Source organism: Acinetobacter sp. YH12041, from assembly GCF_013419975.1.
Classification (GTDB): domain Bacteria; phylum Pseudomonadota; class Gammaproteobacteria; order Pseudomonadales; family Moraxellaceae; genus Acinetobacter.
Map to the genome: position 1 here is coordinate 133,018 of NZ_VOZC01000007.1, position 25,170 is coordinate 158,187.

Consider the following 25,170-nt stretch of genomic DNA (forward strand, 5'->3'; position numbering starts at 1 on the left):
AAAAATAAGGAAATTGATGATGTGGGAAATGATTCAGACCCAGGTTCAGCAAGGCGTCGCGACTTTAAGTTTTAATCGGCCAGATTCACTGAACAGTTTTAACCGGCAAATGCATGAGGAAGTGCAGCAGGTGCTGAAAAGCTGGAATACAGACTCGGATATTCGGGTGATTGTGATTCGTGGTAATGGTCGGGCATTTTCAGCGGGACAGGATTTAAAAGAACGTGCCGGGCAGCTCGGTAGTGTGCCGTTGCCTCCCGAAGGCTCTCTAGCCAAATATTATAATCCTTTGATCAACCTGATTCGTAAAAGTCCCAAACCGGTGCTTGCGGCAGTAAATGGTGTGGCTGCCGGTGCAGGGGCCAATATCGCGCTGGCTTGCGATCTGGTTATTGCCAAGGAAAGTGCCAAATTTATTCAAGCCTTTTCTAAAATTGGCTTAATTCCTGATGCCGGCGGCACCTGGATGTTGCCGCGTTTGATCGGCTATGCACGTGCCATGGCACTGACTTTACTTGGTGAGCCTGTACATGCCAAAGAAGCGGCTGAAATGGGTATGGTCTGGAAAATGATCCCTGATGCAGAATTTGATGCTTATATCGATGAGCTTGCACAGCGACTGGCACGACAGCCGACCTATGCACTGGCCTTAACCAAACAGGCTTTGCAACGCAGTGCTGAAAATAGCATGGATCAGCAACTGGAGCTGGAACAAAACCTGCAATACTTGGCCTTAAGTAGCCAGGACTACAAAGAGGGTGTGCAGGCCTTTGTCGAAAAACGCCCTGCACAATTTACCGGACGCTAAGGAGAGCATTCATGAAAATTCAAACGCGTATCACCGAGCTTTTAGGCATTCGCTATCCGATTATTCAGGGCGGCATGATGTGGGTCGGTACCGCAGAAATGGCCAGTGCAGTCTCCAATGCGGGTGGTTTGGGAACGCTGACGGCATTGACACAACCCACACCTGAAGCGCTGACCAAGGAAATTGCACGTTGCCGTGAAATGACGGATCAGCCTTTTGCGGTCAATTTAACTTTATTACCCGCTGTAAACCCACCGCCGTATGCCGAATATCGTCAGGCCATTATTGAAAGTGGAATCAAGATTGTAGAAACGGCAGGTAACAAGCCACATGAACATATTGAGGCCTTTAAACAGCATGGCATCATTGTGATTCATAAATGTACCTCGGTCCGTCATGCACTTTCAGCACAAAGAATCGGTGCCGATGTAATCTCGATTGATGGTTTTGAATGTGCTGGTCACCCGGGTGAAGATGATATTCCCGGACTGATTCTGATTCCTGCAGCCGCTGATCAGCTTACCGTACCGATTGTTGCTAGTGGTGGTTTTGCCGATGGGCGTGGTCTGGTGGCAGCACTTGCTTTAGGTGCTGAAGGCATCAATATGGGGACACGTTTCTGTGCCACACAAGAAGCGCCGATCCATCCAAACATCAAGCAGTTTTATGTCGACAATGATGAAAGGGCAACGCATCTGCTTTACCGCCAGTTCAGAAATACTGCGCGTGTTGCGAAAAATGCGGTATCTGACCTCGTCGTTAAAATGGGGGAAGATCCAAATCTGGAATTTGAACAGATTCGCCCTTATGTCAGTGGCTTAAAAGGCAAGCTGGCTTTGGAAAATGGCGATGTAGATGCAGGCGTACTGACAGCAGGTCAAGTGATGGGGTTAATCCATGACATTCCAACCTGTCAAACGCTGATTGACAATATCATGCAAGAAGCAGAACAGATTGTTCAGCAACGTTTGGCTCAGTTTTTCCCGCGCTAGATCGATTTATTTTGATCATTTAATAAAAAGCCATTCATTACCGAATGGCTTTTTTATACCAAAGTTTTAATTTTTTAAATGTGATTTTTTATGTCATGACTAGATTTTATCCATGCACTTATATTATATTCGACCTAAAACATAATTTCGTATTATGAAATTAATTGTCATAAATATACAAATTAGAACTCATACAAGGGAATTACGATGAGAAATTATATTGCGCCATTAAAAGACATGAAGTTTGTCCTGAAAGATCTGCTCAATGTTGAACAGAAATACGAAGGCTATGCAAAGTTCGCAGACAAAGTTTCTATGGATATTATGGAACAATATCTGGAAGTCGCTGCTGATTTTTGCCAAAACGAACTTCTACCAATTAATGCGACAGGCGACCAGCAGGGCTGCCGTCTGCAAGATGGCGTCGTGACTACACCGGATGGTTTTAAAGCTGCTTATGACAAATATGTAGAACTTGGTTTTACCTCATTAACTGGTGATGAAAAATATGGTGGCCAAGGCTTCCCGACCTTATACCGTATTGCCATTTCAGAAATTATTACGGCGACTAACTGGTCTTGGGGTATGTACCCAGGCCTGTCACATGGTGCGATGCGTACCTTAGAGCATCACGGTAGCGACGAACAGAAACAGAAATTCCTGGTGCCTTTAATTGCAGGTCGCTGGACCGGAACTATGTGTTTAACTGAATCACATGCAGGTTCTGATTTAGGTCTGATCCGTACTAAGGCAGTGCCAAATAAAGATGGCAGTTATAGCATCAGCGGTGAGAAAATCTTTATTTCTGCAGGTGAGCATGACCTGGCGGAAAATATCGTGCATATCGTATTGGCACGTTTACCGGATGCACCAGCAGGTACTAAAGGTATTTCACTGTTTATCGTGCCTAAATACAATCTGGATGAAGCTGGAAATGTGGCTTCACGCAATGGCGTGGTGTGTAGCGCAATTGAACACAAGATGGGTATTCATGGCAATGCGACCTGTGTACTGAATTTTGATAATGCCAAAGGTTTCCTGATCGGGCCTGAAAACCGCGGCTTGAACTGCATGTTTACTTTTATGAACTCTGCGCGTATTGGTACAGCGATTCAAGGTTTGGCTGCAGCTGAATCTTCTTATCAAGGCGCATTGGCTTATGCCAAAGACCGTCTGGCCATGCGTTCACTTGAAGGTGCTAAAGAGCCAAACCTGCCTGCGGATCCAATTATCGTGCATCCGGCAGTGCGTAATATGCTACTGACTCAAAAGGTATTTGCAGAAGGTTCACGTGCCTTGGCTTATTATCTGGCAACGTATGCTGATATCGCTGAAGCAACGGATAATCCTGAAGAGAAGAAAGCTGCAGAAGACCGTCTGGCATTATTGACCCCAATTGCTAAAGCCTTAATGACCGAAACAGGTGTAGAAGCTGCCAAACACGGTATGCAGGTCTTTGGTGGACACGGCTATATTGCTGAACATGGCATGGAACAGATTGCCCGTGATGCACGTATTGCCAGTCTGTATGAAGGTACTACTGAAATTCAATCAATCGACTTGCTGGCGCGTAAAGTGCTAGGTTCAAAATTGGGTTTGCTCACTGCATTAACGGATGAGATTCAGGGCTTTGTTAAAGAGCATCAGCAACATGCCCAGTTTAACCAGCAGGTTGCACAAGTGAGCCAGCTGACTGAGCAATGGCTAGAATTAACCAAAACGATTCAGGCTCAGGCGCAACAGTCTGCCAATGAAATCGGTGCGGCATCTGTGGATTACCTATATTTCTCTGGTTATGTGGTGTCTTCGTATTTATGGCTGAAAATGGCGATTACGGCGCAGCAAAAAATTGAGGAAGGCAATACTGATCCGTTCTATGCAGCGAAGATCAAAACCGCGCAATTCTTCTTTGCCCGGATTCTGCCAAGAACTTCAACCCACATTGCCAATATTCAGGCGGGTGGTGAGAGCCTGTTCCTGCTGACTCCTGAAGAGTTTAAATTCGATTAATCCTTTTGCCCACGATCAATCTCTCGATCGTGGGTCTTTTTTTCTTACTACTTTTTTATCCTGCACAAAATTCAATATCGATGGGTACTTTTCAGTATTACATCGGCCATAAAACAACAAGATCAGGAGTCTATATGGATTTAGACACGATTACGCGACAATGTCCTTATGGTGATCAACACCTCACTTATCATGAAGTCGGACAGAAATCCTCATATCCCACCATCATTCTGATCCATGGTACGGGTGGAAATACGGACAAACATTTCAGCTATATTTTCCCCATGCTCGGTATCCATCAGCGGGTTTTATCGCTTGATTTGCATACTCCAGATAAAGCCGATCTGGCAGTGACTGATTTTAGTCAACAAGTTGAAGCACTGATCCAGCATGCAGTTGCAGAAGATGAAGCAATTACTGTGGTGGGTTATTCACTTGGTGCTGTGATTGCTGCACAAGTAGCTGCGAGTCTTAAACAGCGCGTGGCACGTTTGATTCTGTTAGCAGGTTGGGCAAAAACCAGCTCGGTGCAACAACTACGGACCACGATCTGGCAACAGCTATTTAACGATCAATCCGCAGCTTTACCGCATTTTGTGAATTATTGCCTGTATAGCGATGATTATTTGTCTGCACGTAGTGAACAGCAGGTGTTGGATCTGGCACGCTTCGTTAAGCCTTCTCAAGATGCAGCCAAACAGCGTGAACTGAATTATCGCATTGACATCACCGCCATTTTGCCGAACATCTCTGCGGAGACTTTGATCGTGGCTTGCCGTGAAGACCGGATGGTGCCTTTAGCGCAAGCAAAATTACTGTTTGCTTCGATTCAGAACAGCCGCTATATCGAAATAGCTTCAGGACATGCAATCCATATTGAAACGCCAGCGGAAGTGGTGCAACTGATCAACCAGTTTAGCCAGCATCCAGAACAGTATCCGGCGAATCAGAAAATCCAGCCCATGATGCCTTAAAAAAAGGAGAAAAATAATGCAAGCTCAAGGACAGCGCAGCAAGATTTTAATTGTAGGCAGCGGTTTTGGTGGATTAGGCATGGCGATCCGTCTTAAACAGCAGGGCATTCACGATTTTAAAATCATTGAACGTGCAGCAGAAGTGGGCGGAACATGGCGTGATAATACCTATCCCGGTGTCGCCTGTGATGTACCGTCACATTTATATTCTTTCTCGTTTATTAAAAATCCCAACTGGTCACGTGTCTTTCCGCAAGGGGCAGAAATTCAACGTTACTTAATTCAATGCTGTGATCAGGAAAATATCCGGCCACATATTGATTTTCATACTCAGCTCGAAAAAGCCAGCTGGAATACCGAAAAACGTATCTGGAATATTCAGACATCTAAAGGTTCTTATGAAGCAAATTTTTTAATTACAGCAACCGGGCATCTGGCAGATGAACATCTGCCACAAATTCCGGGACTAGAAGAATTTCAAGGTCAGGTCATGCATTCTGCACGTTGGAATCACGAAGTGAATCTGGATAATCAGCGTGTGGTTGTCGTGGGTTCAGGGGCTTCAGCTATCCAGCTTGTACCGGAAATTGCCAAAACAGCAAAAAGTCTGACCGTATTGCAACGCAGTGCGCCGTATATTTTACCGCGACCAGACCGGCCTTATTCTGAGTCAGAAAAACAGCTTTTCCGCAAAGAACCAGACAGCATGGCAGTGTTAAGACATTCTTTGTTCTGGGGCAATGAATACAATTTTGCCCAGCGCCGTAATCTGAAAAGTCAGATCGAGCGGGTCAAAAAAAACTGCCTGCAATTCTTGAAACACCAGATTTCAGATCCTAAATTACAGCAGAAACTCACACCGAATTATGAACCGGGCTGCAAGCGTTTATTGCTGTCCAATGATTATTATCCGACTTTTCTAAAACCCAATGTCACGCTTGAAGACTCAGCTTTGACTGAAATTACGAAAGATGGTGTGATCAGTAAGTCCGGCAATGAGTTTTCTGCAGATATCATCGTCTTTGCTACTGGATTTGAAGCAGCACGTCCACCTTATGCGGCAAAGGTGGTAGGTAAACATGGCTTAAGCCTTGAGCAGCAATGGTCTAGTGGTATGCAGGGTTATCAATCTACGACAGTCCATAATTTTCCAAACCTGTTCATTCTAAATGGTCCTAATACCGGAAGTGGGCATAACTCAGCGCTTTATTTCCTGGAAACCCAATTTGATCTGGTACTGGATGCCTTGCAGTTTTTTGAACAGGAACAGATTCAGGTCTTTGAAGCTGATCAAGATGCTGAAAATCGCTATATGCAAGAGTTACAGCAGCTTTCCCAAGGCAGTGTCTGGTTATCAGAAAGCTGTAAAAGTTGGTATCTGGACCCGGTGAGCCGCAAGCTGACTTTGGTCTGGCCAGATTATGCGCATTCATTTAGAGACAAAAACCAGCATTTTATTCGCAGTGGTTACCATTATGAATACATGGAAAATGTTCAAAGAAAAGTCGTCTGATTTTTAAATTTTATTCATTAAAAAACCAGTCTATTTGACTGGTTTTTTATCAAAAGATGATGGAGATTAATCTGCTTTTTGCGGATCATATAAGCGGTCACTTATAAACAGTGCAGGAATCAGGCCGCAAATAAAATAGGCACCTGCCATTACCAGTAGTCCCGTTCCAATTGAGCCTCCATGAGCAAAATATCCAATTGTGAGGGGTGCAAATACTGCTCCAATACGGCCTATATTGAATGCACCACCTACAGCCGTACCACGAATCGAAGTAGGGAAGCTTTCAGTCATATATGTGGCATTAATGGCAAATGGCATACCATATAAGAAGCCGAACATGAGCATCAGGTACAAAATATTGGTCGGTGTATTGAAATAAATTACAATCGGAAGAAACAGGGCTGTGCCCATGGTTCCAAAAGCGAACAAGGCACGTCGTCCGAAACGATCTGCCAGAATGCCTGCGACGATCTTGGCAAAAATCATGATCATAAACGTGCCAACCATATAGCCAGTCATGGCCTTAAAACTGATGCCCAGATCCGATTCGAGATAGGCAGGTAACCAGTTACTTAAACCGGCATAACCAAATTGCAGGGCACCTGCACTTAAAATCCATAGTAAAAACATCCAGCGGTGATTTTTATCTTTGAGAATGACTTTATAAGGATTCTGCTTTTTCACCTTAACTTTGCTAGCTGCTTCCTGACGTTTTAATTCACGTGAACGTAGCCATGAATCCGGTTCAGGAACAAGAAAATAAAGCAGAAAAGCCAGAACAATAGGGCAAATGGTAATCCAGTACAGCATACGCCAGCCATATTCAGGAATAATCCAGCCCGCCAGTAAAGTTGCACATAATGAACCTAGGGTAAAACCGGTCATAAGTGCCGCCAGAACAGTTGTCCGGTATTTTGTCGGAACATATTCTGACATTAAGGTATTACAGGCGATGTATAGGGAACCCAGTCCAATAGCTGCAATACTGCGGATAATTAAAAACTGATGGTAAGATTCTACAAAGCCCAAGGTGCAGGATAAGCTGGAAGCAAGAATCATATAAAATACAATAACTTTCACCCGGCCAAAACGGTCACAGGCCCAACCGCCAATTAATCCGCCAATCACTCCACCGACCAGACTCCAGCTCCCTAAGGCACCTGCCTGAACTGTGGTTAAATTAAATTCAGCTTTGATACTGGTGAGGCTATAGGCCAAAAAAGCCAGATCAACACCGTCTGCAAGTAAAATAAGAAAACATAGAATAAACGCGGTCATCCATATTTTTTTAGGCTGAACTGTGACCCGTTCAGCTTCTAGCACTGAAGTTTCATACGTCATCATCGACATCCTTTTCTTGTTACGTTGTTGTTTTATAAGAATGAATCCACATTCTTTTGTTGCTTTTACTGATTTATTATTTCGCTATAAGAAATTTTATATTATTAATTGATAAAATATATCCAAATAATTAGCCATAAAATTCGTGATTTTATTTGTAAAAATTTGAAATTAGCCAAATATTGCATTGATTTGGGAGGAAAGATAACGTTATTATTTTTTAATCAAAATAAAGTTTCACAATACAAAATAAATTTAAAATCAAGGATAGGAGTGCTGTAATGACAAGTCAGCCATGGATGGAAGAATATAAAAAATGGAACGTCAATCCGGAATTTACCCGGCCCGATCCTGACAAAACTTTGAGTACGACGATTGCTGAGAATCTGCTTAAGTTTAAGGATAAGACTGCATTCTTTTATCTGGATCGAAAGTTCAGCTATCAGGAGATTGATGTTTATAGCCAGAAACTGGCTACTTACCTACAGAATCTAGGCCTAGCAGCCGGTAGCCGCATCGCGGTGATGTTGCCGAATATTATTCAATATCCGATTGCGACTTTCGCGATTATTCGTGCGGGTTATATTCTGGTTAATGTAAACCCGATGTACACCCAGCGTGAGTTGTATCATCAAGTTCAGGATTCAGGAGCAGAAGCCTTGATTATTCTGGGCTCAACCTTAGAACAGTTAAATAATCTGGATGAATGTTCTGCGCTAAAACATGTGATTTCTACCCATCCGCTCGATTTCATTCAGGATCAGTCAGTTTCAATTTATAGCCAAACAGCGCAATATCCTGATAAACATTTTTCTGACTTTAAGCAGGCCATTGATCAGGTACAGGTGATTGATTTTGTAGCGCCTGTACAGCAGCAGGAAGATACTGTCATTCTGCAATATACCGGTGGGACTACAGGTGTTTCCAAAGGGGCTGAACTCAGTCATCGCAATATCTTATTTAATATTGCCCAGAACAGTACGGTGTTCATTAGCCATTTTGGCGATCGTTATGCCACTGAAGAAGAATATGTGTTTTGTGCCTTGCCGCTGTATCACATTTATGGTTTTACTATTTGCCTGTTCAGTTATGGTCTGAGTCGCGGTTTTGCCAATGTCCTGATTCCAAATCCAAGAGATCTGGATGCATTGGTAGATCAATATCATAAACATCCTCCGACGGTGTTTCCGGGCGTGAATACCATGTTTAATGCATTGGCTCATCATCCACGTTTTCGCGAGCTGGATCACTCACGCCTAAAAACCACGACAGGTGGCGGTGCATCTGTTTTAAAAAATACGGCAGAATTATGGTATGAAGTCACAGGCTGTCATATCTATGAAGGCTACGGTCTTTCTGAGACCTCACCAACGGCAACATTTAACCCGCCTTTAAGCAAGCGCTTTAGCGGTAGTATTGGCTTGCCATTGGCAGGCACAGAAATTCGAATTCTGGATGATGAAGGAAAACCTGTAGCACTTCATCAGGCTGGAGAAATTGCTATTCGCGGCCCTCAGGTGATGAAAGGTTACTGGAAGCAACCGGAAGCAACAGCACAGGTATTTACCAAAGATGGTTTCTTCCTGACAGGTGATATCGGTTGTATGGACGAGCAGGGTTATATCACCATTCTGGACCGTAAAAAGGACATGATTCTGGTCTCCGGCTTTAATGTCTATCCAAATGAGCTGGAAGGCGTTTTATCCAAACATCCAAAAGTACTGGAATGTGCCGTCATTGGAGTGGATGATGAAAAATCTGGACAAGTTCCGAAAGCCTTTATTGTAAAACAGGATACCAGTCTGACCGAGAATGAAGTCATGACTTATCTGAGACTACAATTGACCAGTTATAAGCTGCCAAAATATATTGAGTTTGTGTCTGGATTGCCAAAGTCTGCAGTCGGTAAAATTCTACGCCGTGAGTTGCCTAAAACCGTGCAGCCGGATGCCAAAGCCTGCTGAGAAATGACATAGTCAAAATAAAAAAGGAATCTTTCGATTCCTTTTTTTGTTGCTGAGCAGTTTAGCGCTGCTGGATGACTTTTTTATTTTTTAATTCTTGCATTTCATCAGGGCTTAAATACTGACTCAAAATGGCATCTGTATCTTCACCCAGACAAGGTGGGGCTTTTTTATATTCTACCGGGGTCTTGGAAAGTTTAATCGGCGAACCAATCGAGGTGTAATCGTCACGTAGAGTATGCGGCATCTGAATGACCATTTCACGCGCCAGAACCTGTTCTTCTTCCAAAGCCTGTTTCAGGTTATTGATCATGCCCACTGGGACTTTGACTGCATGAATCAGATCTACCCAGTGTTTTGCCGGTTGAGAATAGAAATGCGCCTGCAGAAGGGTGGTCAGTTCTTCACGATGTGTAACCCGGCCTGAATTTTTCAAGAAACGCGGATCTTCTGCCACTTTGGTCAAACCCACGGCCTGACACAGCGCTTGAAATTGCAGGTCATTCCCACAGGCAATAATGAACTCACCTTCCTGTGCTTTAAACACCTGATAAGGCACAATATTGGCATGGGCATTTCCGAAGCGGCCAGGGACTTTACCTGAGGTCAGATAATTCATGGCTAGAACAGAGAGGGAAGCGACCTGGGTATCCAGCAGTGCCATATCAATATGCTGACCTTCACCAGTTTTTTCACGGGACAATAAAGCAGCTTGAATCGCAATTGCAGCATATAAGCCAGTGGTCAGATCAGCAAAGGCTAGACCTGCTTTTTGCGGACCACCCCCTGGAAGGTCATCACGTTCACCCGTAACACTCATCATACCGCCCATACCCTGAACAATGAAGTCATAGCCTGGTTCTTGCGCACGCGGGCCATTCTGGCCAAAGCCGGTAATTGAACAGTACACCAGACGCGGATTTATCTGGCTCAGACTTTCATAATCCAGACCATATCTTTTCAACGAACCCGCTTTATAGTTCTCAATCACTACATCACTCTGTTCTGCGAGTTTCTTGATAATGCGTTGACCTTCCGGAGTAGATAAATCTACGGCAACTGAATGTTTACCGCGATTGGCTGAAAGATAGTAAGCCGATTCATGGGTATCTTCCTGCTGATTATTTTTAAGCCAAGGTGGTCCCCAGATGCGTGTGTCATCTCCATGATCAGGCTTTTCAATTTTAATCACTTCCGCACCTAAGTCCGCCAGAATCTGGCTACACCAAGGACCAGCCAAAATCCGGCTTAAATCCAGTACACGAAAGCCCGTTAAAGCACCCATCGTTACGCTCCCTGTTCGATGTTATTTAGATTACATGTCATTTTAATAATCGCTTTAAAGCTATATGAAAATGGAAAAACAATCAACTTTACGATACTTAATTTCGTCTAACAAAATAAAACATCTAAAATAATTGAAAAATCATCCTAACTTCTTTAGCCTGATGACGAGAATAAATACGATTCAAAAATAACAGGAGAGGGAAAAGTCTCGGGAATGAGACTACAAGAACAGGAGTAAGTACTGTGCTTTGAAAACGGATCGCGCTTAAAGCGCATGCATACAGAAGTGTGCATACACAAGATCAGAATGAAAAAACCTAAGGATAGGAATAGAGATTTAAATATGACGGAATTAGTAAGAGAACAAGTTTTAGAAAGAGAACTCGCAAAGATAAAACCCACTACCAAACGAACCCAGCAGATTGCCTTTGTCTTTGCCTTTTTGGCACTCCTGGTCGATGGCGCGGATATGCTACTGCTGTCCTTCAGCTTAAATAGCCTGAAAGCAGAATTTGGTTTAAGTAATTTACAAGCCGGCACCTTGGGTAGTTTTACACTCGCGGGTATGGCGATTGGTGGTTTTATTGGTGGCTGGGCTTGTGACCGTTTAGGCCGGGTACGTACAGTCGTTATTTCAATTCTGATCTTTTCAGTATTAACTGCAGCCTTGGGCTTTACCCAAAACTATGAACAGTTCGCCGTACTACGTTTCCTGTCTGCGTTTGGGATCGGGTCTTTATATATTGCAGCCAGTACACTGATGGCTGAATATGTACCAACCAAATACCGGACTACAATTTTAGGCACATTACAGGCAGGTTGGACCGTTGGCTATATCGTAGCTACTGTATTGGCAGGTTGGATTATTCCTGAATATGGCTGGCGTACACTGTTTTTTGTCGCGATTATCCCATCCGTTATGGCGATTTTTATCCAGAAACTGGTTCCTGAACCAGAATCGTGGCAGCGTGCAAGATTACTACGTTTATATGCACCCGCTGAAGATACCACCAAACAGCCTGTTAAGAAAAGTACCGTCAAAGAAATCTTTGCAGATCCTGCGAATCGCAAGATGTTTATTTTATGGATTTTTACGGCTGGGTTCCTGCAGTTTGGCTATTACGGTGTAAATAACTGGATGCCTGCTTATTTAGAATCTGAATTACACATGAACTTTAAATCAATGGCGGGCTATATGATCGGGACTTATGTCGCCATGATTTTTGGTAAAGTTCTGGCCGGTTTTGCTGCAGACCGTTTAGGTCGACGCGCCGTTTTCTCGTTTGGCGCGATCGGTACAGCGATTTTCCTACCGGTAATTGTGCTGTTCAACACCCCAGATAATATTGCCTATTTGCTGATTTTCTTCGGCTTCCTTTATGGTATTCCATACGCAATTAACGCAACTTATATGACTGAAAGCTTTGCAACGTCAATCCGCGGTACAGCGGTCGGTGGTGCCTATAATGCAGGACGTATCGGCGCCATGTTTGCACCCGCAATTATTGGCGCAGCAGCGAGTGGTGGTTCAATTGGATTAGGCTTCCTGATTATGGGCGGTGCCTATTTCTTGTGTGGTGCAGTGTCCGGGATCTTTATCAAAGATCGTCAATACGACCCACAAAAAGCATAATTATCTTTTAAACAATGATGTTAAAAATGAGCCTCATAAGGGCTCATTTTTTTTATCTATTTATTTTAAAAATAAGTTTTCTATTTTTTATTGGTCCGACTCTTTTTGCAGATGAATACTTTTTAGTCCATCATTTACTTTATTGAGTAAATGAATCAGGGTAATCACATCATCAAAAGCCAGTTTATTTAAGGCTTGTCCATAAAACTCAAAAAAATCATCCTGCAGGCTATCCCAGGTCTGAAAACCTTCCGTGGTAAGCGCAACAATTTTGGCACGTCGATCCTGTTCATTGATAACACGCTCTACCAGTCCATCACGTTCCAGTCGTTTTAAGACGGCATCCAGATTTTGTCGGCTTACACCCAGATATTCGGTCAGATCTGAAAAAGACATACCAGACTTAACTTTAGGACGAGACAGGGCACCGAGCACCGCCCAATGCACGGGAGATATTTTTAGCTCATTTAAGCATTTTCGATCCAGACTGTTTCCCACCTGAAACAGCCGGAAAAACAGCCGGTTATGAGCGGAATATAAGGATTGATCATATTTTTTTGACAAAGTATCACTCACTATATGCAACATCCTCAAAACTGAAATAGCCAAACGGCGCAAAGTATAACCTATCGCTTTTTCGCATAAATCAGTTTCTTTTATAATTTGTTTTAAAAATCATAGTGTTTTAGCAGAAATCTGCATCTTTAAATCCTGAACTAAGCGATTAAATCATTTAAAAATATCTTTCTTGATATTCACAGTTTCAGTTTGTTCTCTAGCTGAATATCAAGGCAGTCATCTAGCAATTTAAAGAAATAAAACATCCTTCATGAAACAGAAACAGCTTAGTAATAAGCTGGGACTAGATATGGGTTACTCTAAAGATAAAAGTCAATATAGGTCAATACATTGAATAAATAAAATTATTAAGTAATTGTTATTTATATATTTATAAAAATATAAATATTATTTTATGTAAATATATTGACATAAATTCAATCTCTTTCTATTTTAGATAAAACACACCGAATTAGAACAATAGCCGATTAAATTCGACAACGAATAGCGTAGGGATAAAACAATGAAAGGATTAAAAGATAAGGTCGTGATTGTGACAGGCGGTGCTGGCGGAATTGGTTCTGCAACCTGCCGACGTCTGGCTGAAGAAGGCGCAAAAGTTGCCATTTTTGATATGAATCTGGAAGCTGCCGAGAAGCTGGCAAATGAAATTAATCAATACGGTCAGGCGTTAGCAATTCAGTGTGATATTACCCAAAGTGACGTCGTTGAACAGGCAGTCCAAAAAACGGAAGCCGAACTGGGCCCGATCGATGGACTGGTGAATAATGCCGGTTGGGACATTTTCAAACCTTTCATCAAAAGTACGCCTGATGAATGGCAAAAACTCATCCAGATCAATCTGGTTGGTATGCTGAATATGCACTTTGCTGTGCTGAAAGGAATGGTCGAACGTAATTCCGGCAGCATTGTTAATATTGCCTCAGATGCAGCCCGTGTCGGTTCTTCGGGCGAAGCTGTCTATGCCGCCTGTAAGGGAGGTTTGCTATCTTTCTCCAAAACTCTGGCACGCGAACATTCACGCCACAACATCAAAATTAATGTGATTTGCCCAGGCCCAACAGACACCGCTTTACTTGCAGGCGTGACTGAGGGTGCATCGAATCCCGAAAAATTACGTGAAGCCTTTGTTCGTGCCATTCCACTGGGCCGTTTGGGTCAGCCGGATGATTTAGCTTCTGCGATTGCTTTTTTCTTAAGTGAAGATGCCAGCTTTATTACCGGACAGGTCCTTAGTGTCTCTGGCGGTTTGACCATGAATGGTTAAAGCATCAAATTAATTAACACTAAATTAGACAGATAAAACAGTACAGGACGTAATGAACATGAATTTTGAAGATATCTTATATGAAGTAAAAAACGGTGTAGCCTGGATCACGATTAACCGTCCAGAAAAAATGAATGCCTTTCGTGGTACGACCTGTGATGAACTGATCAAGGCTTTAAATAAGGCAGGCTATGACCGTAACGTTGGGGCGATTGTATTGGCCGGCGCGGGTGAAAAAGCGTTTTGTACTGGTGGTGATCAGTCTGCGCATGATGGTAATTATGACGGTCGCGGTACCATTGGTTTACCGATGGAAGAATTGCATACCGCCATTCGTGATGTCCCCAAACCGGTAATTGCGCGCGTACAAGGTTATGCGATTGGGGGAGGTAATGTACTGGCCACGATTTGTGATCTGACGATCTGTTCAGATAAAGCAATCTTTGGTCAGGTCGGACCAAAAATGGGTTCAGTCGATCCAGGTTATGGCACAGCATTTTTAGCACGCGTCGTGGGTGAGAAGAAAGCCCGTGAAATCTGGTACATGTGCCGCCGTTATTCTGGTCAGGAAGCGGTTGAAATTGGATTGGCCAATAAATGTGTACCAGCAGATCAACTTGATGCAGAAGTTCAGGCATGGGGCGAAGAAATCTGTCAGCGTAGTCCGACCGCAATCGCGATTGCCAAACGCAGTTTCAATATGGATACCGCACATCAGGCAGGGATCGCTGGCATGGGCATGTATGCGCTAAAACTTTATTACGATACCGAAGAGTCTCGTGAAGGCGTCAATGCACTGAAAGAAAAACGTCAGCCTGAATTCCGTAAATATGCCAAATAAGGAGACTGATCAATGAAAAAGAATCCTTATATCACCGAAGATCTAGAATTTTTAGCTGAAACGGCAGAAAAGTTTGCCCAGAAATATGTGGCTCCCGGTTTTCTGGAGCGTGATCAAAGCCGAGTCTTTGATCGTGATCTGGTGAAAAAAATGGGGGAAATGGGCTTTATAGCCCCCGAACTCCCTGAACAATACGGTGGTCAGGGTATGGGCCGACTGGCAGCAGGGATTATCCATGAAGCCATTGCCAAGGCTGATTTAAGTTTTTCCTATATCAATCTGCTTGCATCGTTAAATGGCCAGATTCTGGCAGAACATGGCCAACCTGAAGTGGTGGAGCCGTGGTTAAAAAAACTGACAGCTGGTGAAGCGATTTTTTCAATTGCGTTGACCGAGCCGCGTGGTGGTTCAGATGCTGCCAACTTACGTTTAAAGATTGAACGTGATGGCGACGAATATGTGATTAACGGCGAAAAGACCTCAATTTCTGCGGCCGATCAGGCAGATGCTTCGGTGGTTTTCGGTCGCACTGGCACCCATGAAGATGGTGCACATGGCGTGACAGCGCTCTTGGTTCCGATGAATTTACCAGGCATCAGCACCACACGATTTGACTGCCATGGTCAGCGTGCGATTGGTCGCGGTTCGATCTTCTTTGACAATGTCCGTGTACCAGTAAATCATCGTCTGGGCAATGAAAATAAAGGTTTCGTTCAGGTTATGCAGGGCTTTGATTTCTCGCGTGCCCTGATTGGTCTGCAAGTTTTGGCGGTTGCACGCGTCAGTCTGGATGAGGCTTGGGAATATGCTGCGCAACGTGAAGCTTTTGGTCAGCCATTGACTGCTTTCCAGGGTGTTTCCCATCCGTTAGCAGAATATGAAACGCAAGTTGAAGCTGCGCGCTTACTTTGTCTGCAAACATTATGGTTGAAAGACAACCATCTGCCACATACCTCTGAAGCAGGCATGTGTAAATGGTGGGGGCCGAAACTGGCCTATGATGTGATTCATCAATGCCTGCTGACTTTTGGTCATGCCGGTTATGATCGTGGTGTGATGGAACAGCGCATGCGTGATGTACTGGGCTTCCAGATTGGCGATGGCACAGCACAGATCATGAAAACAATTATCGCTCGGCATAAGGCAGGACGTAAGGCTGTACCAGCTTAAGGAAAGTATGCCCCCGCCAAAATAAGACTATTATAAAAAATGAGGAATAAGCGAATGGATTTCGATGCGGTTCTGATCCCGACAAGAAAAGAGGCCATGCTCAAACAGGGACACTGGCTCAATCAAACAATTCTCGATTTTTTACGCAGTGCGGTAGAAAAAAATCCGGACAAAACCGCTTTAGTGAGTTTTAAGGTCGAGAATCAAACTGAACAGACCTTCAGCTACCAGCAGCTTTGGAATATGACCAATAAAATTGCGCTGGGCTTGAAACAGTTGGGTGTCGAGAAAAATGATGTGGTGTCTTGCCAGTTACCGAACTGGTGGGAATTTACCTTGCTTTATCTGGCTTGTAGTCGTATTGGCGCCGTATTGAATCCACTCATGCCGATATTCCGTGAGCGTGAACTGGAATTCATGCTGAAACATGGTGAATCTAAAGTTTTTGTAGTGCCTAAAACTTTCCGCAATTTTAGCCATGAACAGTTGGCCAATCAGCTACAAAGCAAGCTGGACACCCTGCAACATGTCGTCGTAGTAAATGGTGAAGGCGAGAATAATTTTGATCGCCTGTTACTCAACCATGGTCTGGAACAGAATGCTGCAGCCGTTGTTGCACTAGATGGGCTGGAATCTGGCCCGGATGATATTACCCAACTGATCTTTACCTCGGGCACTACAGGTGAACCGAAAGGCGTGATGCATACGGCCAATACCTTATTTTCCAATATTGTGCCTTATGCAGAGCGACTGCATTTAACTGAAAATGATGTGGTGTTGATGGCATCACCGATGGCGCATCAGACCGGATTTATGTATGGCCTGATGATGCCGATTCAGCTCAATACCAAAGTGGTATTACAGGATGTCTGGGATGTCTCCAAAGCAGTAGACTTGATTCATCAGCTTCAGGTGAATTTCACCATGGCTTCAACACCATTCCTGAATGACCTATCCAATACTGTGGCTGAACAGCATGACAAAGTCGATTCACTGAAAATTTTCCTTTGTGCTGGTGCGCCAATTCCTGGACCACTGGTACAAAAAGCCCGGGAGATTTTAGGCGTAAAAGTGATTTCAGCTTGGGGGATGACTGAATGTGGTGCGGTCACTACTACCTGTCCAGAAGATGACGATGAACGTTCTTTTAATACTGATGGTATTGCCTTACCGGGTGTAGACGTCAAAATTGTCGATAAAACAGGACAGACCAAGCCGGTAAATGAATCTGGTCGCTTGATGATTCGTGCTTGTTCCGGTTTTGGCGGTTATCTTAAACGTGCTCATTTAAATGATATCGATGCAGATGGCTGGTTTGATACGGGCGATATCGCCTATCAAGATGAGAAAGGTTATATCCGGATTTGTGGCCGTAAAAAGGATGTAATCATTCGTGGCGGTGAAAATATTCCGGTCGCAGAAATTGAATCACTTTTATATAAACATCCCAATGTGGCGGTGGTCGCTTTAGTGGCCTATGCAGATGAACGGCTAGGTGAGCGTGCCTGTGCGATTATCAAGTTAAAAGATCAAGCACAGTCTTTAAGTTTTAATGAGCTGGTGGATTTTCTGAAAACCCATAATCTGGCAATGCAATATATTCCAGAACGTTTGGAGATTTGGGACGAGATTCCGATGACGCCATCGGGGAAAATCCAGAAATTTAAACTCAGAGAATTACTGGCCCAGCATATTGCATCAACTGTGGCAGTAGCAAATTAGAACTGAGAATAAAACTGAACAAACCCTGATGTGACATCACATCAGGGTTTTTTACCAGCAAATAAGTAACTGGTCTCCAATGACTTATATCTGGATGAAATTATTTTAATAACTTTAACAGCGCCTCAGCCGTTGCAGCAGAAGATGCTGGATTTTGTCCGGTAATTAACAGGCCATCTTGCTGTACATGCACTTGCCAGTCCTCAGCCTTGGAATACTGTCCGCCTTTTTCTTTTAGCGTATCTTCAACTAAAAATGGTACAATATCAGTCAGACCAACACCATCTTCTTCGGTATTACTAAAACCGGTCACTGATTTACTTTCGACGATAGGTCGACCTTCTGCATTCTTAACATCGCGAAGTACACCCGGTGCATGACAGACGAGTGCCACAGGTTTATTGGCCTGTAGAGTCTGTTCAATTAAGGAAATAGAATTCTGGTCATTTGCCAGATCCCATAACGGTCCATGGCCGCCCGGATAAAAGACCGCATCAAAATCCTGATTTAGTACTTCACTTAATTTATGTGTATTGGCAAGAGCCTGCATGGCCAGTTCATCTGCTTCAAAACGTTTGGTAGTTTCGGTTTGCGCATCAGGTTCATTACTTTTTGGATCAAGTGGTGGCTGACCACCGGCTGGAGAGGCTAACGTTACGTCTGCGCCTGCATCAATAAAAGTGTAATAAGGAGCAGCCAGTTCTTCGAGCCAGAATCCGGTTTTTTTACCCGTTTCGCCAAGTTGATCATGGGAGGTTAATACAATCAGAATTTTCATATTTTTCCTTAAAATTATCTTGAATGATTTGATGGAATAACAAAACAGAGGAAAGAATCTGACTTCCTAACGCTATCAGACTTTTTCGATTGCTTAAAAATAAAAGGAATAAAATCTAGATAGTTGAATTGATGCTAAATCAATAGCATCACTTTCCTTGAACTTTGGATAGCTCAGTTTTTCTTTTTCTTGCCACCGCCGTCCTGCTTATTCACAGTCGACCAGGCAATACGCTCTGCTTCGTCTTCAGGGCGACCACGATCTTTTTCACTGTCTTCAATATGCTTAGCCTGTCGTTTTTGCTTTTCGGTATAAGCTGATTTATCACCTCTAGACATTTTACTATCCTCATCAGGTAGGGTCTGAAATCACTATAACAAGGGATTATTTTGGTGCGGGTAATCATCTGTCAGGATTTGTTTGAATTGTTTTATAGCTTTAAGATGAATTTTATAGATATCCATCAAATTCTGTTTTTCAAAGATTCTAAAACTAAAACGTGTTAAATATTTTAGAAAAAAGTAGATAACAGCTAGAAAGGCTGTTATCTACTTTCAAACTTTGATTAGCCGTTAATAATACTGCCGCCATTTACATGAATGACCTGACCTGAAATATAGCTAGCTTCTTCACTGGCCAGAAATAAATAGGCAGGAGCGACTTCACTCGGTTGTCCCATACGTCCCATTGGTGTCTGTTTACCAAAATCTTCCAGTTGTTCTTCATCAAAGCTACTTGGAATGAGTGGTGTCCAGATTGGGCCTGGTGCAACACCATTCACACGAATTCCGGTTTTATTTTTCGCCAGATTGGTAGATAAGCTGCGGGTAAAAGAAGTAATCGCACCTTTGGTGCTTGAATAGTCTATCAACGTGTCATGCCCATGATAGCTGGTGATACTGGTGGTATTGATAATACTGTCACCTGCCTGCATATGCGGAAGCACCGCCTGAGTCAGATGGAACATGGACAGAATATTGACATTGAAGGTTTTGAATAACTGATCTGGAGAAATATCGGTAATACTGTCCTGCGGATACTGCACACCTGCATTATTTACCAGAATATTAATGGTTTTAAATTCCTGAAGGGTCTGCTCAACCATTTTCTTGATTTCATCAGGATGCTGTAAATCGCATTGAATCAGCAGGCAACGGCGTCCTTCTGCTTCAACCATTTTTTTGGTATCAAGCGCATCCCGGTCTTCATCCAGATAGCAAATGGCAATATCAGCACCTTCGCGGGCAAACAATACTGATACAGAGCGACCGATCCCGCTGTCACCACCTGTAATGAGTGCTACTTTGCCTTTTAATTTATCGCTACCTTTATAATTCTCTTTAATGACTTCCGGATTAGGATCCATTTTAGTCTGGTCACCCGGTTGATGGGCTTGGGTTTCAGTTGAAGCTGGAGTTTCAGGATAGTTATTCATATTTTTTCCTTGATTGCTCTTGAGGAAAAAATATATTAGGAGCTTTTAGTTGGGATTAAATTAGACTCAACATTTCATAACAGAACCTGTGCAGGATTTAGCATTTATTCATTTAGCTTAAATTGACACTTTAGAACTGCCTGTTTTGGTTATTCAAATTTCACTTCTAGAATGAAATATCGGGTTCATTTTTAGGGAAAAGAGCGATAAGCAGAAATATACCTTCAGCGGATTACAGAAGAGTTAAGTCGATTTAGGAACCAATCTGCAAAATAAAACCAATAACTTATTTACAACCAAATAAATCTAAAATATACAGCTAGATAAGCTACAAGTATTTCTTTACAACTGCGCTTTTAACCAGAATGGAGAAGCACATTGCGCGCTATCCGCTATAAATATATTGTCCTGATCCTTTTACTTTTGCTCGTTGCATTTGGTGTATTTCGCTGGTGGCAAGGGCCACAAGTCACAGGTTATACCTTAGAGCCGATGCCGCTGGTGCAATCAGTGGTTGCCACCGGGCAGGTCATCACCGTTTCACGTGCTCAAGTCGGTAGTGAAGTAACCGGCGTGGTACTAGAACGTCGGGTCAAGGAAGGCGATCGGGTCAAACCGGGCGATTTGCTGGTTGTACTTAAATCGGATGAACTGGCAGCCCAAGTTCGTCAGGCAGAAGTCGCATTGAATGAACTGGCAACCAATCGCCGTCCACAAGCCTCAGCAGAATTAGCTTCAGCAAAAGCTCAGCTGGAACAGGCCAGCCGTGAAGCGACGCGCCGTCGCAATGCCGAAGCAGGCATCCTTTCGGCAGAAGAAATTGAACAGGCTGTAGAGGCAGAAAGGGTAGCACGCAATAATTATGAAACTGTGCGTTTAAAAGCAGCTGCACTGGCACCTGGTCAGGTAGAAGAGGCTTCATTGCGTGAGCAGCTTTCGGTAGCACAGGCTCAACTGGCTAAAACTAAAATCCGGGCAACTGTTGCTGGAACGGTGCTGACCCGTGATGTTGAGCCTGGCGATCTGGTTCAGCCAGGACGTACCTTATTTACCATTGCAATGGATGGCAATACCGAAATCCGTGTACCACTGGATGAACGTAATCTGTCACGACTGGCGTTGTCCCAGAAAGCGACTGCAATTGCCGATGCTTACCCGGATAAACCTTTCCCAGCCCGGATTAATTTTATTGCACCGAGTATAGATCCTCAACGCGGCACGGTAGAAGTGCGTTTATCGGTTGATCCGGTACCAGATTTCCTGCGTCAGGATATGACGGTATCGGTTAATGTCGAGACAGGTCGCCGTGATCGTACCTTAGCGATTCCGAATGATGCGCTAGGGAAAGTACAGGGCGATCAGGCCACCGTATTACTGGTACGTGATAGCAAAATCCAGCGACAAAAAGTGAAACTGGGTCTGCGCGGACTTGCCATGTCTGAAGTGATTTCCGGTTTAAAAGTGGGTGACCAGGTACTGTCAGATGCAACTTCAACTTTAAAAGATGGCACACGAGTTCGATTTAAGCCCGAAGAAATCAACTATGCCGACCAGAATAATGATGCCAGCAATAAAAATGAATTACCGGTGAAATTCGAGTGAAAAAATTACTAGGGCGTCTCTGGATTGAATGGAAGATCGCAATCAGTTTTTTGCGAGAAGGCCGAATGCAGTCTCTGATGATTACAGTGGGTGTTGCTGTAGGGGTGTCTGTGATTGTTTTTATCTCGGCACTGATACAGGGCTTACAGTCCAATATCATCGACAGGACTTTGGGGACGCAGGCGCATATCCGTTTACTGTCCCCCGATGAAGTGAACCAAGTTATACCAGCACCCGCAGGCACTGTGCAGCTAGTTCTGGAAGATAAACGGGCCCAACGTCTGCGTTCTATCAATAACTGGCAAGAGGTTGTGACGACCTTGGATCAGGTGCCTTTATTAACAGCTGTTTCTCCAGTAGTTTCTGGACCTGCATTCGCACAGCGCGGTGAAGCTCAGGAATCGGTTGCGCTGGTGGGCATGGATCCAGAACGTTATCAGAAAATAATTCCACTTAAAGAATATATGATCAGTGGGCAGTTACGTGTCGGCGCGGATGATGTACTCATTGGCAGTCAGCTGGCTAAAGATCTGGGTGTACAGGTGGGTAGCAAATTACGATTAGACACCGGTCAGGACAACAGTACTGTCGTAAATATTTCCGGAATTTTTGAACTTGGAGTACGTGAACTGGATTCGCGCTATGTCTATATGGATTTAAAACAGGCACAGTCCTTACTCAGCCTGCCAGGCGGGATTACTGTAATCGATCTGACGGTAGAAGATATTTTTGAAGCAGAAAATATTGCAAAGCAGGTCGGGCGTTTGACTTCCTTACAGGCAGAAAGCTGGATTAAAACCAATGGTCAGTTAATGAATGCCATCTCAGCGCAAAGCCTTTCAACCAATATGATTATTATTTTTGTGGCCATCTCCGTTGCTTTTGGTATCGCCAGCGTCTTGTCAGTCAGTGTCGTACAACGGACTCGTGAAATTGGCATTTTAAGGGCAACAGGGGCTACACAAAGACAAATCTTGCGTGTTTTCCTGTTTCAAGGCGCAATTTTTGGCTTGTTGGGGTCTATTATCGGCAGTGCAGTCAGTTATTTGCTGGTCTGGATCTTTAATGAATTTGGGCCAGGCCTGTTCTATATCCCAATTTCAATCAATCTGCTATTACTGGCTTTATTACTGGCCACCTTGACTGGCGTAGTGGCAGCGGCTATACCATCCCGTCGTGCTGCGGCACTTGATCCTGTGGAGGCAATTCGTCATGTCTGATTCATCGAATGAAGTCTTGCGACTAGAAACACTCCGTAAATCTTATAATATTGGTCAGCCCAATGAAGTTGAAGTTCTGCATGGCATTGATTTGTGTATTGAACGTAATGACTTTGCAGCACTAATTGGCCCGTCAGGATCGGGTAAAAGTACCTTATTAAATATTCTGGGTCTATTGGACCAGCCGACCAGCGGTGAACTGTATCTGCTTGGTCAACCCACCAGCCGTATGGATGACGCTGCACGTACCGCATTACGCGGCAGCAGTATTGGATTTGTATTTCAGTTTCATCATCTGATTCAAGCTTTTAATGCATTAGACAATGTCCTAATGCCGTTAATGATGGCACATGGTAAACCGGATCAAAAAGCTCTAGACCGAGCCTATGAACTTCTGGCTGCAGTCGGGCTGGAAAAGTATGCACATCGAAAACCGAATGAGCTTTCCGGCGGGCAACAACAGCGTGTTGCAATTGCTCGGGCACTGATTACAGAACCCGCCTTGTTACTGGCCGATGAACCGACCGGGAACCTGGATACCCAGACCGCGTCTGAAGTTTTTGAACTGTTTCGTAAAGTAAATAAGGAACAGGGCTGTGCCATTTTGCTGGTGACTCATGATCCGCGCTTGTCTGTTAGTTGTGATCGCACCATCAAGTTAGTTGACGGCCTGATTCAAAGTGATACCAGAACAGCTCCAGCAGATATTCCTGAAAATACTTAATTTTTAAATATTTTAAGAATTTGTATTCTCCAATTATGGATAAATAAAGATTTTTCTTATCACTTAAGCCTTGCAATAAAGCTGATACAAGGTTTGCATCAGGGTAAGTACTTTGGGGTCGGAAAGCTGATAGAAAATCTGCTTTCCTTCACGACGCGTGCTGACCATTTCGGCTTTTCGCAGTACCGTAAGTTGTTGTGAGAGAGTGGGTTGGTGAATATCTGTTTGTAGCTCAATCTGTTGCACATTCATTTCACTATCGACCAGTACACATAGAATTTTCAGTCGGTCAGAATTCGACAACACTTTTAAGCGTTCGCTTACCACATGAGCCTGAGAAAAATCAATACGTGTCTGAGTTTCATCTGCTGTCATATAAAAAACCTGTATTAGTCACACAATATTTAAAAACCGTCTTGATTAATATTTATAATTATATAATATAAAATTATATATTTTAAGTGGAATATGCTCATGCATGACTTTTTGGCAGCGTTTCTCGGTGGATTACTGCTTGGTCTTTCAGTGGTCGGCTATCTGTATGTGAATGGCCGTATTGCGGGCGTGAGTGGGTTGGTTGGGCAGGTACTTAATCGAAAGACAATTTTCAAAACTCCTGCGGTCTGGTTTTTAGCAGGACTATTTATAGTTCCATTTATCTACGGCGTATTGTTTCAGCCAGAAATTGAGCTGAATGCCAGCCCATGGATGATGGTCATTGCCGGTTTGCTGGTTGGTTTTGGTACACGTTTAGGTTCAGGTTGTACCAGTGGACATGGCATCTGTGGGATTAGCCGTCTGTCAAATCGCTCCTTTGTTGCGACCGGGTCTTTTATGCTGGCGGGATTTATCACGGTTTATGTTGTTCGTCATCTGGTTGGAGCTATCTAAATGAAAAATCTATTCGCTTTTCTATTTGGTGGCCTGTTTTCAGTCGGCTTAATGCTCTCAGGTATGTCTAATCCTGAAAAAGTTCTGGATTTTCTGGATCTGTTTGGGGATTGGGATGCCAGTCTTACCTTTGTCATGATGGGGGCAATTCTGGTGGCTTTTATTCCTTTCCAGAAAGCTAAACATAATCCACATCCGACCACTTTATTTAATGAACCCATTGATTTACCAAAGAATCAAAAGATTGATCCTAAACTGCTGGCGGGTAGTTTATTATTTGGTATCGGTTGGGGAATTGCAGGCATTTGTCCGGCACCCAGTTTTACCCTGATTGGCTTGGGACATTATCAAGCCTTGTATTTTATTGCAGCTATGCTGCTTGGGGTCTGGATTCACCGTAAATGGGCAGGAGTATAAAT

General features: G+C 43.6%; 23 protein-coding genes. 16 read left to right on the forward strand and 7 right to left on the reverse strand.

What is annotated here, in order from left to right:
* Nucleotides 1-19 precede the first annotated feature (19 nt).
* From FTU00_RS08180 to FTU00_RS08200, 5 genes are all read left to right on the forward strand, one after another.
* Nucleotides 20-808: an enoyl-CoA hydratase-related protein gene (locus tag FTU00_RS08180; protein ID WP_180018609.1), complete on the forward strand. Its 789-nt coding sequence runs from the start codon at nucleotides 20-22 to the stop codon at nucleotides 806-808.
* A gap of 11 nt (nucleotides 809-819) precedes the next feature.
* On the forward strand, nucleotides 820-1,800 hold the full coding sequence (locus FTU00_RS08185; protein WP_180002008.1) for a nitronate monooxygenase family protein: 981 nt from the start codon (nucleotides 820-822) through the stop codon (nucleotides 1,798-1,800).
* A 207-nt stretch (nucleotides 1,801-2,007) separates the two neighbouring features.
* A complete protein-coding gene (locus FTU00_RS08190; protein WP_180104861.1) occupies nucleotides 2,008-3,810 on the forward strand; it encodes an acyl-CoA dehydrogenase C-terminal domain-containing protein in 1,803 nt (600 codons plus the stop codon).
* 134 nt (nucleotides 3,811-3,944) lie between these two features.
* The gene (locus FTU00_RS08195) at nucleotides 3,945-4,784 is read left to right on the forward strand and encodes an alpha/beta fold hydrolase (RefSeq protein ID WP_180179488.1); all 840 of its coding nucleotides are present in this window, start codon (nucleotides 3,945-3,947) and stop codon (nucleotides 4,782-4,784) included.
* Nucleotides 4,785-4,800: 16 nt separating this feature from the next.
* Nucleotides 4,801-6,297: an NAD(P)/FAD-dependent oxidoreductase gene (locus FTU00_RS08200; protein WP_180179489.1), complete on the forward strand. Its 1,497-nt coding sequence runs from the start codon at nucleotides 4,801-4,803 to the stop codon at nucleotides 6,295-6,297.
* Nucleotides 6,298-6,363: 66 nt separating this feature from the next.
* Here FTU00_RS08200 and FTU00_RS08205 read toward each other — a convergent pair whose 3' ends face one another.
* Complete coding sequence (locus FTU00_RS08205) at nucleotides 6,364-7,638, reverse strand: MFS transporter (RefSeq protein ID WP_180179534.1); 1,275 nt, start codon at nucleotides 7,636-7,638, stop codon at nucleotides 6,364-6,366.
* 281 nt (nucleotides 7,639-7,919) lie between these two features.
* Here FTU00_RS08205 and FTU00_RS08210 point away from each other — a divergent pair, with 281 nt between their 5' ends.
* Nucleotides 7,920-9,602, forward strand: a complete 1,683-nt coding sequence (locus FTU00_RS08210; protein WP_180179490.1) for an AMP-binding protein — start codon at nucleotides 7,920-7,922, stop codon at nucleotides 9,600-9,602.
* Between the two features lie 61 nt (nucleotides 9,603-9,663).
* Here FTU00_RS08210 and FTU00_RS08215 read toward each other — a convergent pair whose 3' ends face one another.
* A complete protein-coding gene (locus tag FTU00_RS08215; protein ID WP_180179491.1) occupies nucleotides 9,664-10,887 on the reverse strand; it encodes a CaiB/BaiF CoA-transferase family protein in 1,224 nt (407 codons plus the stop codon).
* 345 nt (nucleotides 10,888-11,232) lie between these two features.
* On the opposite strand from FTU00_RS08215, the gene FTU00_RS08220 reads away from it, so the two are divergent.
* On the forward strand, nucleotides 11,233-12,522 hold the full coding sequence (locus tag FTU00_RS08220; RefSeq protein WP_180179492.1) for an MFS transporter: 1,290 nt from the start codon (nucleotides 11,233-11,235) through the stop codon (nucleotides 12,520-12,522).
* An 87-nt stretch (nucleotides 12,523-12,609) separates the two neighbouring features.
* Here the strand turns inward: FTU00_RS08220 and FTU00_RS08225 are convergent, their stop codons facing one another.
* The gene (locus FTU00_RS08225) at nucleotides 12,610-13,098 is read right to left on the reverse strand and encodes a MarR family winged helix-turn-helix transcriptional regulator (protein ID WP_034706362.1); all 489 of its coding nucleotides are present in this window, start codon (nucleotides 13,096-13,098) and stop codon (nucleotides 12,610-12,612) included.
* Between the two features lie 505 nt (nucleotides 13,099-13,603).
* Here FTU00_RS08225 and FTU00_RS08230 point away from each other — a divergent pair.
* The 4 genes from FTU00_RS08230 to aliA are packed head-to-tail and all read left to right on the forward strand — an operon-like array spanning nucleotide 13,604 to nucleotide 18,101.
* Entirely contained in the window at nucleotides 13,604-14,368 is a 765-nt protein-coding gene (locus FTU00_RS08230; RefSeq protein WP_159123581.1) for a glucose 1-dehydrogenase, read from the forward strand.
* 58 nt (nucleotides 14,369-14,426) lie between these two features.
* The gene (gene badI, locus FTU00_RS08235; RefSeq protein ID WP_179993043.1) at nucleotides 14,427-15,209 is read left to right on the forward strand and encodes a 2-ketocyclohexanecarboxyl-CoA hydrolase; all 783 of its coding nucleotides are present in this window, start codon (nucleotides 14,427-14,429) and stop codon (nucleotides 15,207-15,209) included.
* Nucleotides 15,210-15,221: 12 nt separating this feature from the next.
* Complete coding sequence (gene aliB / locus FTU00_RS08240; protein WP_159123579.1) at nucleotides 15,222-16,379, forward strand: cyclohexanecarboxyl-CoA dehydrogenase; 1,158 nt, start codon at nucleotides 15,222-15,224, stop codon at nucleotides 16,377-16,379.
* Nucleotides 16,380-16,433: 54 nt separating this feature from the next.
* Nucleotides 16,434-18,101, forward strand: a complete 1,668-nt coding sequence (gene aliA / locus FTU00_RS08245; RefSeq protein ID WP_180179493.1) for a cyclohexanecarboxylate-CoA ligase — start codon at nucleotides 16,434-16,436, stop codon at nucleotides 18,099-18,101.
* Between the two features lie 100 nt (nucleotides 18,102-18,201).
* On the opposite strand, the gene FTU00_RS08250 is transcribed toward aliA, so the two are convergent.
* From FTU00_RS08250 to FTU00_RS08260, 3 genes are all read right to left on the reverse strand, one after another.
* The gene (locus FTU00_RS08250) at nucleotides 18,202-18,879 is read right to left on the reverse strand and encodes a type 1 glutamine amidotransferase domain-containing protein (protein WP_180179494.1); all 678 of its coding nucleotides are present in this window, start codon (nucleotides 18,877-18,879) and stop codon (nucleotides 18,202-18,204) included.
* 173 nt (nucleotides 18,880-19,052) lie between these two features.
* Nucleotides 19,053-19,217 carry a hypothetical protein gene (locus FTU00_RS08255; RefSeq protein ID WP_166138732.1) on the reverse strand — a complete coding sequence of 55 codons (165 nt, stop codon included), beginning with the start codon at nucleotides 19,215-19,217 and terminating at the stop codon, nucleotides 19,053-19,055.
* Nucleotides 19,218-19,444: 227 nt separating this feature from the next.
* Nucleotides 19,445-20,314, reverse strand: coding sequence for an SDR family oxidoreductase (locus FTU00_RS08260; RefSeq protein WP_180179495.1), 870 nt, complete (start codon nucleotides 20,312-20,314; stop codon nucleotides 19,445-19,447).
* Between the two features lie 378 nt (nucleotides 20,315-20,692).
* On the opposite strand from FTU00_RS08260, the gene FTU00_RS08265 reads away from it, so the two are divergent.
* From FTU00_RS08265 to FTU00_RS08275, 3 genes are read left to right on the forward strand one after another with little or no spacing between them, the layout of a single operon-like run.
* Nucleotides 20,693-21,916 carry an efflux RND transporter periplasmic adaptor subunit gene (locus tag FTU00_RS08265; protein ID WP_179993039.1) on the forward strand — a complete coding sequence of 408 codons (1,224 nt, stop codon included), beginning with the start codon at nucleotides 20,693-20,695 and terminating at the stop codon, nucleotides 21,914-21,916.
* On the forward strand, nucleotides 21,913-23,136 hold the full coding sequence (locus tag FTU00_RS08270) for an ABC transporter permease (RefSeq protein WP_180179496.1): 1,224 nt from the start codon (nucleotides 21,913-21,915) through the stop codon (nucleotides 23,134-23,136). Before FTU00_RS08265 ends, FTU00_RS08270 begins: the two co-directional genes overlap by 4 nt.
* Nucleotides 23,129-23,860, forward strand: a complete 732-nt coding sequence (locus FTU00_RS08275; RefSeq protein WP_180179497.1) for an ABC transporter ATP-binding protein — start codon at nucleotides 23,129-23,131, stop codon at nucleotides 23,858-23,860. The genes FTU00_RS08270 and FTU00_RS08275 overlap by 8 nt, the downstream gene beginning before the upstream one ends.
* 63 nt (nucleotides 23,861-23,923) lie before the next feature.
* Here FTU00_RS08275 and FTU00_RS08280 read toward each other — a convergent pair whose 3' ends face one another.
* Nucleotides 23,924-24,235 (reverse strand): metalloregulator ArsR/SmtB family transcription factor, encoded by a 312-nt coding sequence (locus FTU00_RS08280; RefSeq protein WP_125278654.1) that lies wholly within the window; start codon nucleotides 24,233-24,235, stop codon nucleotides 23,924-23,926.
* A 99-nt stretch (nucleotides 24,236-24,334) separates the two neighbouring features.
* Here FTU00_RS08280 and FTU00_RS08285 point away from each other — a divergent pair, with 99 nt between their 5' ends.
* Together FTU00_RS08285 and FTU00_RS08290 are read left to right on the forward strand one after the other, a co-directional pair.
* Nucleotides 24,335-24,751 (forward strand): YeeE/YedE family protein, encoded by a 417-nt coding sequence (locus FTU00_RS08285; RefSeq protein WP_034170880.1) that lies wholly within the window; start codon nucleotides 24,335-24,337, stop codon nucleotides 24,749-24,751.
* Nucleotides 24,752-25,168 (forward strand): DUF6691 family protein, encoded by a 417-nt coding sequence (locus FTU00_RS08290; RefSeq protein ID WP_180179498.1) that lies wholly within the window; start codon nucleotides 24,752-24,754, stop codon nucleotides 25,166-25,168. It begins immediately after the preceding gene.
* Nucleotides 25,169-25,170: the final 2 nt, after the last annotated feature.

Bases quoted from the DNA above. Each gene is read 5' to 3' on its own strand.
- FTU00_RS08200 (WP_180179489.1), top strand. From the start codon at position 4,801: ATGCAAGCTCAAGGACAGCGCAGCAAGATTTTAATTGTAGGCAGCGGT.
- badI (WP_179993043.1), top strand. From the start codon at position 14,427: ATGAATTTTGAAGATATCTTATATGAAGTAAAAAACGGTGTAGCCTGG.
- FTU00_RS08185 (WP_180002008.1), top strand. From the start codon at position 820: ATGAAAATTCAAACGCGTATCACCGAGCTTTTAGGCATTCGCTATCCG.
- FTU00_RS08195 (WP_180179488.1), top strand. From the start codon at position 3,945: ATGGATTTAGACACGATTACGCGACAATGTCCTTATGGTGATCAACAC.
- FTU00_RS08275 (WP_180179497.1), top strand. From the start codon at position 23,129: ATGTCTGATTCATCGAATGAAGTCTTGCGACTAGAAACACTCCGTAAA.
- FTU00_RS08285 (WP_034170880.1), top strand. From the start codon at position 24,335: ATGCATGACTTTTTGGCAGCGTTTCTCGGTGGATTACTGCTTGGTCTT.
- aliB (WP_159123579.1), top strand. From the start codon at position 15,222: ATGAAAAAGAATCCTTATATCACCGAAGATCTAGAATTTTTAGCTGAA.
- FTU00_RS08210 (WP_180179490.1), top strand. From the start codon at position 7,920: ATGACAAGTCAGCCATGGATGGAAGAATATAAAAAATGGAACGTCAAT.
- FTU00_RS08255 (WP_166138732.1), bottom strand. From the start codon at position 19,217: ATGTCTAGAGGTGATAAATCAGCTTATACCGAAAAGCAAAAACGACAG.
- FTU00_RS08280 (WP_125278654.1), bottom strand. From the start codon at position 24,235: ATGACAGCAGATGAAACTCAGACACGTATTGATTTTTCTCAGGCTCAT.
- FTU00_RS08230 (WP_159123581.1), top strand. From the start codon at position 13,604: ATGAAAGGATTAAAAGATAAGGTCGTGATTGTGACAGGCGGTGCTGGC.
- FTU00_RS08190 (WP_180104861.1), top strand. From the start codon at position 2,008: ATGAGAAATTATATTGCGCCATTAAAAGACATGAAGTTTGTCCTGAAA.
- FTU00_RS08290 (WP_180179498.1), top strand. From the start codon at position 24,752: ATGAAAAATCTATTCGCTTTTCTATTTGGTGGCCTGTTTTCAGTCGGC.
- FTU00_RS08215 (WP_180179491.1), bottom strand. From the start codon at position 10,887: ATGGGTGCTTTAACGGGCTTTCGTGTACTGGATTTAAGCCGGATTTTG.
- aliA (WP_180179493.1), top strand. From the start codon at position 16,434: ATGGATTTCGATGCGGTTCTGATCCCGACAAGAAAAGAGGCCATGCTC.
- FTU00_RS08220 (WP_180179492.1), top strand. From the start codon at position 11,233: ATGACGGAATTAGTAAGAGAACAAGTTTTAGAAAGAGAACTCGCAAAG.
- FTU00_RS08260 (WP_180179495.1), bottom strand. From the start codon at position 20,314: ATGAATAACTATCCTGAAACTCCAGCTTCAACTGAAACCCAAGCCCAT.
- FTU00_RS08180 (WP_180018609.1), top strand. From the start codon at position 20: ATGTGGGAAATGATTCAGACCCAGGTTCAGCAAGGCGTCGCGACTTTA.
- FTU00_RS08205 (WP_180179534.1), bottom strand. From the start codon at position 7,638: ATGACGTATGAAACTTCAGTGCTAGAAGCTGAACGGGTCACAGTTCAG.
- FTU00_RS08250 (WP_180179494.1), bottom strand. From the start codon at position 18,879: ATGAAAATTCTGATTGTATTAACCTCCCATGATCAACTTGGCGAAACG.